This window comes from Streptomyces sp. NPDC060028 (assembly GCF_042736725.1).
Lineage (GTDB): Bacteria > Actinomycetota > Actinomycetes > Streptomycetales > Streptomycetaceae > Streptomyces.
The window spans coordinates 110,874-123,945 of sequence record NZ_JBHWVJ010000008.1 but is presented as its reverse complement, the minus strand read 5'-3'; the positions used below and the strand labels follow the sequence as shown (position 1 = coordinate 123,945).

General features: G+C 73.8%; 14 protein-coding genes. 8 read left to right on the top strand and 6 right to left on the bottom strand.

Features of this window, described 5'->3' with window-relative positions; genetic code table 11:
* Positions 1-332: 332 nt before the first annotated feature.
* Entirely contained in the window at positions 333-518 is a 186-nt protein-coding gene (locus tag ACFWBF_RS07090) for a hypothetical protein (protein WP_385596446.1), read from the bottom strand.
* A gap of 453 nt (positions 519-971) precedes the next feature.
* Here ACFWBF_RS07090 and ACFWBF_RS07085 point away from each other — a divergent pair, with 453 nt between their 5' ends.
* Complete coding sequence (locus tag ACFWBF_RS07085) at positions 972-2,960, top strand: HelD family protein (RefSeq protein ID WP_385596473.1); 1,989 nt, start codon at positions 972-974, stop codon at positions 2,958-2,960.
* Positions 2,961-3,021: 61 nt separating this feature from the next.
* Here the strand turns inward: ACFWBF_RS07085 and ACFWBF_RS07080 are convergent, their stop codons facing one another.
* Positions 3,022-3,717 carry a copper homeostasis protein CutC gene (locus ACFWBF_RS07080; protein ID WP_385596443.1) on the bottom strand — a complete coding sequence of 232 codons (696 nt, stop codon included), beginning with the start codon at positions 3,715-3,717 and terminating at the stop codon, positions 3,022-3,024.
* Positions 3,718-3,878: 161 nt separating this feature from the next.
* On the opposite strand from ACFWBF_RS07080, the gene ACFWBF_RS07075 reads away from it, so the two are divergent.
* Positions 3,879-4,571: a hypothetical protein gene (locus ACFWBF_RS07075; protein ID WP_385596441.1), complete on the top strand. Its 693-nt coding sequence runs from the start codon at positions 3,879-3,881 to the stop codon at positions 4,569-4,571.
* A gap of 54 nt (positions 4,572-4,625) precedes the next feature.
* Complete coding sequence (locus tag ACFWBF_RS07070; protein ID WP_385596471.1) at positions 4,626-5,840, top strand: Cmx/CmrA family chloramphenicol efflux MFS transporter; 1,215 nt, start codon at positions 4,626-4,628, stop codon at positions 5,838-5,840.
* Between the two features lie 36 nt (positions 5,841-5,876).
* Here the strand turns inward: ACFWBF_RS07070 and ACFWBF_RS07065 are convergent, their stop codons facing one another.
* The gene (locus ACFWBF_RS07065; RefSeq protein WP_385596437.1) at positions 5,877-6,143 is read right to left on the bottom strand and encodes a DUF4031 domain-containing protein; all 267 of its coding nucleotides are present in this window, start codon (positions 6,141-6,143) and stop codon (positions 5,877-5,879) included.
* Positions 6,140-6,523, bottom strand: coding sequence for a hypothetical protein (locus tag ACFWBF_RS07060; RefSeq protein ID WP_385596433.1), 384 nt, complete (start codon positions 6,521-6,523; stop codon positions 6,140-6,142). The genes ACFWBF_RS07065 and ACFWBF_RS07060 overlap by 4 nt, the downstream gene beginning before the upstream one ends.
* 100 nt (positions 6,524-6,623) lie before the next feature.
* On the opposite strand from ACFWBF_RS07060, the gene ACFWBF_RS07055 reads away from it, so the two are divergent.
* The 5 genes from ACFWBF_RS07055 (at position 6,624) to ACFWBF_RS07035 (ending at position 11,463) form a co-directional block, all read left to right on the top strand.
* A complete protein-coding gene (locus tag ACFWBF_RS07055) occupies positions 6,624-7,586 on the top strand; it encodes a MurR/RpiR family transcriptional regulator (protein WP_385596430.1) in 963 nt (320 codons plus the stop codon).
* A complete protein-coding gene (gene murQ, locus ACFWBF_RS07050; RefSeq protein ID WP_385596427.1) occupies positions 7,583-8,512 on the top strand; it encodes an N-acetylmuramic acid 6-phosphate etherase in 930 nt (309 codons plus the stop codon). Before ACFWBF_RS07055 ends, murQ begins: the two co-directional genes overlap by 4 nt.
* Positions 8,513-8,563: 51 nt before the next feature.
* On the top strand, positions 8,564-10,045 hold the full coding sequence (locus ACFWBF_RS07045) for a PTS transporter subunit EIIC (RefSeq protein WP_385596424.1): 1,482 nt from the start codon (positions 8,564-8,566) through the stop codon (positions 10,043-10,045).
* A 32-nt stretch (positions 10,046-10,077) separates the two neighbouring features.
* Positions 10,078-10,713: a GNAT family N-acetyltransferase gene (locus ACFWBF_RS07040; protein WP_385596421.1), complete on the top strand. Its 636-nt coding sequence runs from the start codon at positions 10,078-10,080 to the stop codon at positions 10,711-10,713.
* Positions 10,714-10,869: 156 nt separating this feature from the next.
* Entirely contained in the window at positions 10,870-11,463 is a 594-nt protein-coding gene (locus tag ACFWBF_RS07035) for a peptidase inhibitor family I36 protein (RefSeq protein WP_385596417.1), read from the top strand.
* An 87-nt stretch (positions 11,464-11,550) separates the two neighbouring features.
* Here the strand turns inward: ACFWBF_RS07035 and ACFWBF_RS07030 are convergent, their stop codons facing one another.
* Positions 11,551-12,291, bottom strand: coding sequence for a beta-glucanase (locus tag ACFWBF_RS07030; protein ID WP_385596412.1), 741 nt, complete (start codon positions 12,289-12,291; stop codon positions 11,551-11,553).
* Positions 12,292-12,368: 77 nt separating this feature from the next.
* Positions 12,369-12,977 (bottom strand): phosphoribosylanthranilate isomerase, encoded by a 609-nt coding sequence (locus ACFWBF_RS07025; RefSeq protein ID WP_385596410.1) that lies wholly within the window; start codon positions 12,975-12,977, stop codon positions 12,369-12,371.
* Positions 12,978-13,072 lie beyond the last annotated feature (95 nt).

Sequence of the window (13,072 nt, the reverse complement as noted above, 5' to 3'; positions counted from 1 at the left end):
AGGCGCGGCGGGATTCCGGTCAGGCGCGGTCGGGCGGCCAGGGGTCCCCGCAAGCACGGACGGCCCGCGGGCGGCGAGGAGTCCCCGCCAGCACGGGCGGCCGACGGGCGGCCGGGGGGTCCCCACCAAGCACGAGCGGACGGGCGACGGACGGCCAGGGGTTCCCGTCAGGCACGGGCGGCCGGCAGACGGCCAGGAGTCCCCGTCAGGCACGGACAGCCGGCAGGCGGCCAGGAGTCCCCGTCAGGCACGGGCGGCCGGCAGGCGGCCAGGAGTCCCCGTCAGGCACGGGCGGGCGGCGGGCCGCCGGGGGTTTCCGTCGGGCTCGGCACTCAGCGGCGTATGACGCCCGCGTCCTCGGCGTATTCACCCAGGACGACGACGCTCACGGCGGTTGCCGCGAAGACCTTCGCGGCGTGCAGGACGCTGCCGACGCGGTGGCGGGGGCGGGAGTCGGAGGTGGCGGTGGCGCCTCTCGCGCGGCCGCCCTGGATCGGGGTGAAGGTTGCGGTGCTCATGTATCCATGGTGCGTTTCCTCGCCGCCCCGCGCATCGCCCTGGGGACGGAATCCCCGTCCCCCTCACGTACTACTCCCGACCCATACCGCCCCCTAGTGGCTCTGCCCCAGGTCTGACACTCCCAGGTATGTGACCCGTACGGGTGCCTGCCGCGGAGGGACTTTCGACCCGGTAATCCGTTCGCGTGCCGCGGTCCCGGTGACTACAATCTCCGCTCTTGCCGCCTCCCGCTTGCCTCACCGGGGAGAGCGCCCACCGGCCGGTAACCGGCGGGCACGTGCCGTACCGATGATCTCCTCCACCCAGACGATCAAGCAGGAGGCAGTTCCGTGCCCGCGCCCACCCAGGCCCACACCCACCCCCACGACCCCCACCCCGTCACCGAAGCCCCCGCCGACCCCCTGGGCCGCGAGCGGGCGCACCTCTCCGCCTCCCGATCCGCGCTCCGCGCGATGCGCGAGGACGTCGAGGCCCTCGACATCCGCGACGTCACCGCGAACTGGGTCAACGCGATCGTCCTCCAGGCCCAGATCGACGACCGCATCAAGGCACTGGCCGACCTCTCCCACACCCCGCTCTTCTTCGGCCGTCTCAACTACCTGCACGCACCCGGCGCGGAGCTCGCCGAGGGCGCGGAGGGCGAGCAGTTCTACATCGGCCGCCGCCACGTCCACGACGCGGGCGGCGACCCCATGGTGATCGACTGGCGCGCGCCCGTCTCCCAGCCGTTCTACCGGGCCTCCAAGACCGACCCGCAGGACGTCGCGCTGCGCCGCCGCTTCGGTTACACGGGCGGCGAGCTGACCGCGTACGAGGACGAGCACCTCTCCGACCCGTCGGAGGCGGCCGCGGTCAGCAAGCTGCTCCAGCAGGAGATCGAGCGCCCGCGCGTCGGCCCGATGCGCGACATCGTCGCGACGATCCAGCCCGAGCAGGACGAGATCGTCCGCTCCGGCCTGTCCGGGTCCGTCTGCGTGCAGGGCGGCCCCGGCACCGGGAAGACGGCGGTCGGCCTGCACCGGGTGGCGTACCTGCTGTACGCGCACCGCGACCGCCTGGCCCGCACGGGCACGCTGGTCATCGGGCCGAACCGTTCCTTCCTGCACTACATCGAGCAGGTCCTGCCGGCCCTGGGCGAGCTGGAGGTCAAGCAGGCCACGGTCGACGACCTGGTGGCGCGCCCGGGCCTGGAGGTACGCGGCGCCGACGCGGCCGAAACCGGCGTGGTCAAGGGCGATGCCCGGATGGCGGAGGTGCTGCGGCGCGCGGTCCACTCGCACGTCACCGCCCCCGTCGAGCCCCTGATGGTGGTCCGCGGCTCGCGCCGCTGGCGGGTGCCGGCGTACGAGCTGGAGGAGATCGTGGTCGAGCTCCAGAACCGCGACATCCGCTACGGGGCCGCGCGCGACGCGCTGCCGCAGCGGATCGCGCACGCGGTCCTCGTACGGATGGAGCAGGCGGGCGAGGCGCCGGACGACCGCGTGCAGGACGCGGTGGCGCGCAACCCCGCCGTGAAGGCGGTGGTGAAGGAGGTCTGGCCGCCGGTGGAGCCGGCGAAGCTGGTGCTGCGGCTGCTGTCGGACCCGGAGTTCCTGGCGGTGCACGCGCAGGGGGTGCTGTCCGAGGACGAGCAGAAGCTGCTGCTGTGGCAGAAGCCGCCGCGCGGCGTGAAGGCGGCGAAGTGGTCGGCGGCGGACTTGGTCCTGATCGACGAGGCGGCGGACCTGGTGGAGCGGACGCACTCGCTCGGCCATGTCGTCCTCGACGAGGCGCAGGACCTGTCGCCGATGCAGTACCGGGCGGTGGGGCGGCGCTGCACGACGGGCTCGGCGACGGTGCTGGGCGACCTCGCGCAGGGCACGACGCCGTGGGCCACGCGCAGTTGGGACGAGGCGCTGGCGCACCTGGGCAAGCCGGAGGCGGTGCTGGAGGAGCTGACGGCGGGCTTCCGTGTGCCGCGCGAGGTCATCGCGTACGCGTCGCGGCTGCTGCCGGCGATCTCGCCGGGGCTGGTCCCGGTCTCCTCGGTCCGTGAGACCCCGGGCTCGCTGGTCGTCTCGCCGGTCGCGGAGGGGGAGGGCGAGGGCCTGACGGCGGCGGCGCTGGAGGCCTGCCGGGCGGCGCTCGCGCACGAGGGGTCGATCGGGCTGATCGCGGCGGACGCGCGGGTGCCGGTGCTGGCGCAGGCGCTGGTGGAGGCGGGGCTGCCCTACCTGTCGCCGGGCGAGGAGACGACGGCGCAGTCGCGGCTGACGCTGGTGCCGGCGTCGCTGGCGAAGGGTCTGGAGTACGACTACGTGGTACTGGAGGAGCCGTCGGCGATCGTGGACGGCGAGCCGGACGAGCGGACGGGGCTGCGCCGGCTGTACGTGTGCCTGACCCGAGCGGTCTCGGGCCTGACCCTGCTCCACGCCGCCCCCCTCCCGGCAGCCCTGGCCTGACCCCCGCGCCCGGCACCTCCAAGCGGGGCCGGCCCGCCCGCGGGGCCGGCCCCGCGGCGGGTCAGGCCAGGGCCGCCCGCCAGTCGGAGACGGCGGCGGCCGAGACGGGGCGCCCCCACCCGGAGGGACGGGCCGCGCTGCCGATGTGGAAGGCGTCGACGCCCGCCTCCCGCAGCACCGGCAGGTGGGACAGCGCCAGCCCGCCGCCGACCAGGATCCGCGCCCCGTACCCCGGCTCGCCCCGCCGCGCCGCCTCGGCCACCAGCACCGGCAGCCCCGCGTCGACGCCGGTCGCCGAGCCGGCGGTCAGGTACGTGTCCAGCCCGGGCACGTCCGCGAGCGCCTTGCGCAGCTGGTCCCGGTCCGCGGCCCGGTCGATGGCCCGGTGGAAGGTCCAGCGGCAGCCGGCCAGCTCCGCCGCGAGGGCCTCGACGGCGGTGAGGTCGGGGGTCCCGTCCGGGTTCAGGAAGCCGAGGACGAACTCCTCGGCCCCTTCCGCGCGCAGCGCCCGCGCCTGCGCCGCCAGCAGCTCCAGATCCGCGGCGGACCCCGCCGAGAAGCCGTCGGTCTTGCGGAGCATCACGCGCAGGGGGATGTCGACCGCCGCTCTGATGGCCGCGAAGGTCTCGCGCGGCGGGGTGAGCCCGTCGGCGGCCATGTCGGCTACCAGTTCGAGGCGGTCGGCCCCACCGGCCTGGGCCGCGATCGCGTCCTCAGCGTCGAGGGCGATCACCTCCAGGAGCGCACGGTTGCTCATGTGATCCCATCCTTCGGAAATCTGCTCATGTGGCGTGTATGGCTTGTATGGCTCGTGTGGCCCGTATGACCTGTATGGAAAATAGGTCTAGTCCAATGTTCAGGGTACGGGCCTTCGCCCGCGCTTCACCAGCACAATCACGCCACCCCCACAATGTGCGCATGGACACCGACCCCGCGCGCACCGACACGGCGCACCTCCGCGCCCGCTGGAACGCGACCGTGACCGCCGCCGGCGCCGCCGCCGACCGCGACCCCGCGCCCTACGCCGACCGGCTGCTGGCCGCCTGGGCCGAGCCGCAGCGCCGGTACCACACCACCGCGCACCTGGCCGACGTACTCGCACGGATCGACGTACTGTCCGAGCACGCCCCGGAGCACGACGCCCCGGACCGGCTGGCCGTGGAGCTCGCGGCCTGGTTCCACGACGCCGTCTACCGTCCCGACCGCTCCGAGAACGAGGAGCGCAGCGCGGCCCTCGCCGAGCGCGCCCTGCCGGAGCTCGGCATCGACGCCGCCCGCACCGCCGAGGTGGCCCGGCTCGTGCGGCTGACCGTCACCCACGACCCCGCCCCCGGCGACACCGCCGGTGAGGTGCTCTGCGACGCGGACCTGGCCGTCCTGGCCGGCGCCCCGGACGCGTACGCGGCGTACGCCGCCGCCGTGCGCGCCGAGTACGGCTTCGTCCCCGACGACGCCTTCCGCGCCGGGCGCGCCGCGGTGCTGCGCCAATTGCTCGACCTGCCCCGCCTCTTCCGCACCCCGTACGGGGCCGCGCACTGGGAGGCCACGGCCCGCGCCAACCTGGCCGCCGAGCTGGCGGAGCTGACGCAGACCGGGCCGCCGGGAATGTGATCCCGTTCGCCACGGTTGGTGAAGGGCGTGCCCACAGCAGCCGAACGCCCCCGCATGCCCGTCGCCGTCTACGTCCTCGGCCTGTCCGTATTCGCACTCGGAACCAGCGAATTCATGCTCTCGGGGCTCCTGCCACCCATCGCCGAGGACCTGGACGTCACCATTCCGCAGGCCGGCCTGCTGATATCCGCCTTCGCGATCGGCATGGTCATCGGCGCGCCCCTGCTGGCCGTGGCCACGCTGCGCCTGCCGCGCCGCACCACGCTCGTCTCCTTGATCAGCCTCTTCGGCCTGGGCCAGGTCGCGGGCGCGCTGGCCCCCTCGTACGAGCTGCTCTTCGCCTCCCGCATCGTCTCCGCGCTCGCCTGCGCCGGCTTCTGGGCCGTCGGCGCGGCCGTCGCGATCGCGATGGTCGAGCGGCACCAGCGGGCCCGCGCGATGGCCGTCATGATCGGCGGCCTCTCCATCGCCAACGTCCTGGGCGTGCCCGCCGGGGCCTTCCTCGGTGAGCACCTCGGGTGGCGCTCCGCGTTCTGGTCGGTCGGCGCGGCCTCCGCGGTGGCGCTCGTCGGGATCCTGGCGCTGATCCCGCGGATCCCGCTGCCCGCCGAGAAGCCGACGCTCTCGCGGGAACTGCGGATCTACCGCGACCGTCAGGTGTGGCTGTCGATCGGCGTCACGGCGCTGGCCGCGGGCGGCGTGTTCTGCGCGTTCAGCTACCTGTCTCCGCTGCTCACGGACGTGGCCGGGCTGGACGCCGGCTGGGTGCCGTGGATCCTGGGGCTGTTCGGGGTGGGCGCGCTGGTCGGGACCACGGTGGGGGGCCGGGTCGCGGACGCGCACCTCTTCGGCGTGATGCTGTGGGGCATCGTCGCGTCGACCGTCTTCCTGGCGGCGCTGGCCCTGCTGGCGTCGGTGGCCGCGGCGGCCGTCGCGCTGTCGTTCCTGATCGGGTTCTCGGCGTTCTTCACCGCCCCGGCGCTCAATGCCCGCATGTTCAACGTCGCGGGCGCCGCCCCGACGCTGGCGGGTGCCACCACGACGGCCGCGTTCAACCTCGGCAACACCGGCGGCCCCTGGCTCGGCGGCACCGTCATCGACGCGGGGTACGGCTACTCGGCGACCGCCTGGGCCGGCGGCGCGATGACGGTCACGGCCATCGCCCTCGGCGTGGTCGCCCTGCGCCTGGACCGCCGTACGCCGCCCCGCGCGACCGTCGTGGTCGCGTCGGGCGCCGCCACCCCCGCGGAAACGCCCACGCACGCCTGACCGCCCCGGCTGACCGGGACACCGGGCTCTGCCCGGTCAGGCCGGGCGGCCCTTCGGGCGGCGCAGGCCCGCGGCCGTGAGGCGGCGGACGAGCTCCTTGCTGCCGATCTCCACCGCGCCGGCGCCCACCGCATCCGCGTAACGATGCGACGGCACGTCGTAGTGGTCCCGCTCGAACGCCCTCGGCGGGCAGCCGATGGCCGCCGCGAACGCGTGCAGCTCCTCGTACGAGACATCGCTGACCAGGTGCGACCACATACGGCCGTGCCCCGGCCAGGTCGGCGGGTCGATGTAGACCGTCACCGGCCGGATCCCGGGCGGAAGACGGGGCCCAGGCCGCCGACCGCGGCCACCTTCACCCCGGCCTCCGAGCACACCCAGTGCGGATCGGGGCCCAGTTCCGGCTCGACGTCGAGCGCGTGCGGGTCGCCGTGCGAGCAGACCGGGCACAGCGGCCAGCGCCCGTACTTCTGCAGCAGCGCGTCCTGTACGTCCTGGGCGACGAGTCCGGCCAGGTAGCCGGCCCCCTCCGGCCATTGCTCCACCCACCACCGGCGGTGCGTGACCGAGTCCTCGACGAGGGAGACGACATCGGCATCGGCGACCTCGCCGGCGGCGAGGTCGGCGAGCACAAGCGCACGGGCGACGTGCAGCGCCTGTTCCAGTGGGGTCGCGTGGTCCATGTGCACATTGTGAACCCGTAGGGGCCAAGTGGCGAAGGTCCTCTTTTCAGGGGCCTCATGGCTCCTTGACGCCCCCGGGTGCTGAAAATAGATTTCACGTGTGAGCGACACTCCGAAGGAAACTTTCACCGCGGCCCTGGCCCCGGCCCTGGCCCCGGCCCCGGCCCCGGCCTCCCCCGCCCCCGCCGCGCTCCGCGCCCGCGTGCGCAGCCTCGCCCCCACCATGACCCGCTCCGTGCTGGCCGTCGCCGAAGCCGTCGCCGCCGACCCCGCCGGCTGCGCGCAGCTCACCGTCACCGCCCTCGCCGAACACACCGGCACCAGCGAGGCCACCGTCGTCCGCACCGCCCGCCTCCTCGGCTACCCCGGCTACCGGGACCTGCGCCTGGCCCTCGCCGCGCTCGCCGCCCAGCAGGAGTCCGGCGCCGCCCCCGCCGTCACCGTCGACATAGCCGTCGACGACCCCCTCGCGGACGTCGTCGCCAAACTGGCCCACGAGGAGGCGCAGACCCTCGCCGACACCGCCGCCGGCCTGGACCTGACGCAGCTCTCCGCCGCCGTCACCGCGCTCGCGACCGCCCGCCGCATCGACATCTACGGCATCGGCGCCTCCGCCCTCGTCGGCCAGGACCTGGCCCAGAAACTGCTGCGGATCGGCCTGATCGCCCAGGCCCACAGCGACCCCCACCTGGCCATCACCAACGCCGTACTGCTGCGCCCCGGTGACGTGGCCGTCGCGATCACCCACTCCGGCTCGACGGGCGACGTGATCGAGCCGCTGCGCACCGCCTTCGAGCACGGCGCCACCACCGTCGCACTCACCGGCCGCCCGAACGCACCGGTCGCGCACTACGCCGACCTGGTGCTGGCCACCTCCGCCGCCCGCGAGACCCGGCTGCGCCCGGCCGCGATGTCCAGCCGCACCAGCCAACTGCTCGTCGTCGACTGTCTGTTCGTCGGCGTCGCCCAGCGGACGTACGAGACCGCCGCGCCCGCGCTCGCCGCCTCCTACGAGGCACTCGCCCACCGCCACCGCACCACCCGACAGGAGCCCCGCCCGTGACCGCGTACGCCGACCTGCGCGCCCAACTCGAAACGCTGACCACCGAGGCCTTCCGCCCCGAACTCGCCGAGATCGACCGGCTGCCCACCCTGGAGATCGTCCGGCTCATGAACGCCGAGGACGCCACCGTCCCGGCCGCCGTCGCCGGGCAGCTGCCGCGGATCGCCGACGCCGTCGACGCGATCGCCCTGCGCATGGCCCGCGGCGGCCGCCTGATCTACGCGGGCGCCGGCACCGCCGGGCGGATGGGCGTACTGGACGCCAGCGAGTGCCCGCCGACCTTCAACACCGACCCGGCCGTGGTCGTCGGCCTGATCGCGGGCGGCCCCTCCGCCATGGTCAAGGCCGTCGAAGGCGCCGAGGACTCGCGCGAGCTGGCCGCCGAGGACCTCACCGCGCTGGAGCTGACCGCCGAGGACACCGTCGTCGGCATCTCCGCCTCCGGCCGCACCCCGTACGCGATCGGCGCGGTCGAGTTCGCCCGTACGCGCGGCGCGCTCACCGTCGGCCTGTCCTGCAATGCCGGCTCCGCGCTCGCGGCGGCCGCCGAGCACGGCATCGAGGTCGTCGTCGGCCCCGAGCTGCTCACCGGATCGACCCGTCTGAAGGCCGGTACCGCGCAGAAGCTCGTACTCAACCTCATCTCGACGGTCACGATGATCCGCCTGGGCAAGACCTACGGAAATCTGATGGTCGACATGCGCTCCTCCAACGAGAAGCTGCGCGCCCGCGCCCGCCGCATCGTGGCCCTGGCCACCGGCGCCCCCGACGCCGAGATCGAGGCCGCGCTCGCCGCCACCGACGGCGAGGTCAAGCACGCGATCCTCGTCATCCTCGGCGGAGTCGACGGCCCGCTGGCGGCCGAGCTGCTCGGCGCCTGCGACGGCCACCTGCGCCCGGCCCTCTCCCTCGCCCGGACCCGCTGACCTCCGGCATTCCCCGCATTCCCGCATTCCCCGACGCAAGGCGACCACCACATGTCCACTGACAAGAACCGCGCCACAGCCGCCGCGATCCTTCCTCTGGTCGGCGGCCCGGACAACATCACCTCCATCGCGCACTGCATGACGCGCCTGCGCATCGGCTTGCGGGACCGCTCGCTCGTCCAGGACGAGGCACTGAGAGCCCTCCCCGCGGTCATGGGCGCGGTCGACGACGACACGTACCAGATCGTCCTGGGCCCGGGCACCGTCGCCCGCGTCACGCCCGAGTTCGAGGCGCTGGTCGAGGAGGCCCGCGCGGCGGCGCCCCGGCCCGCGCACGCCGTCACCTCGGACGAACTGGCCGCCCAGGGCGCCGCACTGAAGGAGACCCGGAAGGCGCAGAACTCCACCCCCTTCAAGCTGTTCCTGCGCCGCGTCGCGAACATCTTCGTCCCGCTGATCCCCGCCCTCATCGGCTGCGGAGTCATCGCGGGCCTCAACGGCGTCCTGACCAACGCCGGCTGGCTGCCGGCGGTCGTGCCCGCGCTCGCCGCGATGGCCTCCGGCTTCATGTCGCTGATCGCGGTGTTCGTCGGCTACAACACGGCCAAGGAGTTCGGCGGCACGGCGATCCTCGGCGGCGCGGTCGCCGCGATCATCGTCTTCCCGGGCGTCGCGAACATCACCGCCTTCGGCCTGGAACTGAAGCCCGGCCAGGGCGGCGTACTGGGCGCGCTGGCGGCCGCCCTGCTCGCCGTGTACGTCGAGAAGTGGTGCCGCCGCTGGGTCCCGGCGGCCCTGGACGTCCTGGTCACCCCCACCCTGACGGTCCTGGTCTCAGGCCTGGTCACCATCTTCGGCCTGATGTTCATCGCCGGCGAGGCCTCCACCGCCATCGGTACGTTCGCCAACTGGCTGCTCGCCACCGGCGGCGCCTTCGCCGGGCTGATCCTGGGCGGCCTCTTCCTCCCCCTGGTCATGGTCGGCCTGCACCAGGCACTGATCCCGATCCACACCACCCTCATCGAACAGTCCGGCTACACGGTCCTGCTGCCCATCCTCGCCATGGCCGGCGCGGGCCAGGTCGGCGCGGCCATCGCGGTCTACTACCGGCTCCCGCGCAACCGTTCACTGCGCACGACCATCAAGTCCGCGCTCCCGGCGGGCTTCCTGGGCGTCGGCGAACCGCTGATCTACGGCGTCTCCCTCCCCCTGGGCCGCCCTTTCGTGACCGCCTGCGTCGGCGGCGCGGCCGGCGGCGCCTTCATCGGGCTCTTCAACCAGCTCGGCTCCGCCTTCGGCTCCACCGCCATCGGCCCCTCCGGCTGGGCCCTCTTCCCGCTGCTGGACGGCAAGTCGGGGATGGGCACGACCATCGCGATCTACGCGGGGGGCCTCGCGGTCGGCTACCTGGTCGGCTTCGTGGCCACGTACTTCTTCGGCTTCACGCGCCAGATGCTGACGGACCTCAACACGGACCCGGAGCCGGCCGGGGCTCCCCACCCGGCGCCCGCGACGGAACCGGCCCTGGCCTGACGACCCACCGGCCCGGCGGGGAGACTGTGACCATGCATCTCCCCGCCGAAGCCGTCCCCGCCACCGTGCTGATCGAGATCCCCGAGGTGGTACCGCCCGGCCGTATGTCGGCCGTGGCGCAGCCGGAGTTCACCCTCCCGGGCGGGATGGTGCTGCGCCCCTGGGCCGCGTACGACGCACCCGCGCTGGTCGCGTCCTACCTCGACCCGGAGATCCGGCACTGGAACCGCCCGGGCGCGCTCACCCCGGCCGACGCCGAGGACCGTATCGCCCGCTGGAACGCCCGCTGGCAGGCGGAGGAGGCCGCGATCTGGGCCATCGCCCCGGCCGCCGGGGGCCGTTCGGTCGGCCTGATCGGCCTGGCCGACCTCGACCTGCCGGGCGGCAGCGGCGAGATCCTCTACTGGCTGCTGCCCGCGGCCCGCGGCACAGGCGTCATGGCGAAGGCGGCGGACCGGGTCAGCCGCTGGGCCTTCGAAGACCTGGGCCTGCACCGCGTGCGCATCACCCACTCCGTGGCCAACCCGGCCTCCTGCGCCATCGCGACGAAGGCCGGCTTCCCCCTGGAGGGCACGATGCGCGCCGCGCTCCTGCACGCGGACGGCTGGCACGACGAACACCTCCACGCCCGGCTCCGCACGGACACCGCGCCCGTGCCTCCGGCATGAGCCGATGTGTGCAGCCGCCAACAGGTTGGCTCGTAACCGCCCCGGACGCCGGGCCTCTGTCCGGTACGGGCCTGGGTTGGCCGTGAAAAGGTGCCCTAGCGTTGCGTCGCCCCGTAAAAACAGGGGCTTTCGTGACGAGAAGGGAACACGATTCCTATGCGCACGAGCACGAAGTTCGCCGTGGCCTTGGCGGTCGGCAGCCTGGCCGTCTTCAGTTTCTCCGGGACCTCTTCCGCCCGGCCCGCCCTCGACGGCACCATCGCCGCCCAGGCCGCCCAAGCGGGCCTCAGCGGCAGCGAAGTGGCCGGTCTGCAGAAGCAGATCGACGAGCAGCTCGCCCAGACCCCGGGCGGCAAGCGGATCGGCCTCAACCAGGCGGCCTGGCGGGACGGGAAGGCCGTCATGACCTGGCCGCTGCCCGGTGAGACGAAAGCGCGGGCCGTGAACGAGCCCTCCGCCGCCCTCGGTTCGCCGAACTGCAGTTACGGCTGGACCTGCCTCTACGAGCACGCCAACTACGACGGTCGCCGGCTGACGTGGTCGGACTGCAACTTCGAGAACCTCGCCACCTGGGGGTTCAACGACAAGGCCACCTCCTGGCACAACAACCAGACCAACGGAACGATCACCACCGTCTACAACTGGACCGGCAGCTACTGGGAGCAGCTGTGGGCCTCCACCGCCCCGTCGGCGAGCTCCAACGTGGGCAGTTGGGCCAACGACAGGGCGGACGGCCTGTGGGTCTGCTGACCCGCTGACCCGCACCACCGCTCGGCTCCGCCCGGCCGGAGCCCGGACCGTCGTACGGACCGGGCCCCGGCGCCCCCGCTGCCCCTCCTACCTCCGGTACACCAGCAACCGTGACACCTCGTACGACATCTCCGTGAGCTCGGGCCCCGGCGCGGGGTGGTACCTCCCGGCGGACACCGACAGGTTGACGATGAGGTACGCGCGCCAGGCGCGGCCCACGCCCCTGCCGTCGCTGTGGACGCGGGCGCCGTTGACCCACCACACGACCGAGCTCCTGCCGAACTCGACCTTCAGGTCGACCCACGCCCCCGGGCGGACCGTGGCGTCGCGGTGGTAGCGGTGGGCCTCGCGGACGTGGTTGGACAGCTCCAGCAGGTCGGGGTTGTCGGGGTGGTACTCGAAGACGTCGATCTCCTGGCCGCCGTCCCGCCAGGTCCAGATCGCGGGCCAGGCCCCGAGCTCCACCGGCAGCCGGACGCGGGCCTCCAGCACGTCGCCGGTGCGCACCATGAAGTCCTCGTCGCTGCCCTCGGTGGTGAGCAGCCCGGTGTCCCAGTTGCCGTCGGGGCGCCGCGTCGCCCGGAAGACCCCGCCGCGGCTGTAGTGCGGGTCGGCCACGAGGTGGTCGAGCTTGTTGTCGCCCGGGTTGACCGGGCCGCCGTCGGGATACGCCCACGAGCGGCCGGCGACCCACTGGGCGGGCGAGGTGAAGTCGGCGGTGAAGACGGGGGCGCTGCGGGGGGTGAACACCGCCGCCCCGCCTCCGCCCCCGCCTGGAGCGAGGCGGCGCGTCAGGCGCCGCAGCCATCCGAGCATGTCCGGGTCCATGGGGATTTTCTGCCCGCTGGGCCCGGCGCCACACGCGGGATCTCGCTCAGGGTAATCGTATGACTACCGTGGGTCCTTCAGGCCGAGGTGCCCCGGGCGGCTTCGATGAAGGCCCGGATCAGCTCGGGGGACTTCACCCCGCGCTCCCGCTCCACGCCGGAGGAGACGTCCACGCCCCATGCGCCGGTCGTCTCGACGGCCTCCCGCACATTGCCCGCGTTCAGGCCGCCCGCGAGCAGCCAGTGCCCCTTCGGCGCGGTGAAGTCCGCCGACCCCCAGTTCCACGGCTTGCCGGAGCCCGGGTCGGGCGCGTCGAGCAGCAGCAGGTCCTCCCCGTACTCGCCGCAGCGCTCGACGTGCTCGGCGGTGGCCCGCAGCAGCGTCCGGCCTTCGGCGCGCAGCGCCGCGAAGTCCTCGGGGCCCTCCTCGCCGTGCAGCTGTACGCCCCGTACGCCGCTCTCCTCGGCGAACCGCCGCACCTCCCCCACCGGCTGCCCCCGGAACACCCCGACGGTGAGCACCCCGTCCGGCACCCGCGCGACCAGCGCCCGGGCGGTGGCGGCGTCGACCGTCCGCGGGCTGCCGGGCGCGAAGACGAAGCCGACGGCATCGGCCCCTGCCGCCACGGCCACGTCGACGTCGTGCGCAGTCTTCAGACCGCAGATCTTGACGAACAAGTCAGTCATGCCAGCAGTCAACCAAACCCGCCCGGTCCGCGGCGCCGTGTCCCACGGGCCGGGCAGGCGGGCCTCCAGCGGGCCGCGGGAACGCCCGAGGGCGG

Excerpts from the sequence above, each read along its gene's own strand:
- ACFWBF_RS07090 (WP_385596446.1), bottom strand. The coding sequence starts at position 518 with ATGAGCACCGCAACCTTCACCCCGATCCAGGGCGGCCGCGCGAGAGGC.
- ACFWBF_RS07085 (WP_385596473.1), top strand. The coding sequence starts at position 972 with ATGCGCGAGGACGTCGAGGCCCTCGACATCCGCGACGTCACCGCGAAC.
- ACFWBF_RS07080 (WP_385596443.1), bottom strand. The coding sequence starts at position 3,717 with ATGAGCAACCGTGCGCTCCTGGAGGTGATCGCCCTCGACGCTGAGGAC.
- ACFWBF_RS07075 (WP_385596441.1), top strand. The coding sequence starts at position 3,879 with ATGGACACCGACCCCGCGCGCACCGACACGGCGCACCTCCGCGCCCGC.
- ACFWBF_RS07070 (WP_385596471.1), top strand. The coding sequence starts at position 4,626 with ATGCCCGTCGCCGTCTACGTCCTCGGCCTGTCCGTATTCGCACTCGGA.
- ACFWBF_RS07060 (WP_385596433.1), bottom strand. The coding sequence starts at position 6,523 with ATGGACCACGCGACCCCACTGGAACAGGCGCTGCACGTCGCCCGTGCG.
- ACFWBF_RS07045 (WP_385596424.1), top strand. The coding sequence starts at position 8,564 with ATGTCCACTGACAAGAACCGCGCCACAGCCGCCGCGATCCTTCCTCTG.
- ACFWBF_RS07040 (WP_385596421.1), top strand. The coding sequence starts at position 10,078 with ATGCATCTCCCCGCCGAAGCCGTCCCCGCCACCGTGCTGATCGAGATC.
- ACFWBF_RS07035 (WP_385596417.1), top strand. The coding sequence starts at position 10,870 with ATGCGCACGAGCACGAAGTTCGCCGTGGCCTTGGCGGTCGGCAGCCTG.
- ACFWBF_RS07030 (WP_385596412.1), bottom strand. The coding sequence starts at position 12,291 with ATGGACCCGGACATGCTCGGATGGCTGCGGCGCCTGACGCGCCGCCTC.
- ACFWBF_RS07025 (WP_385596410.1), bottom strand. The coding sequence starts at position 12,977 with ATGACTGACTTGTTCGTCAAGATCTGCGGTCTGAAGACTGCGCACGAC.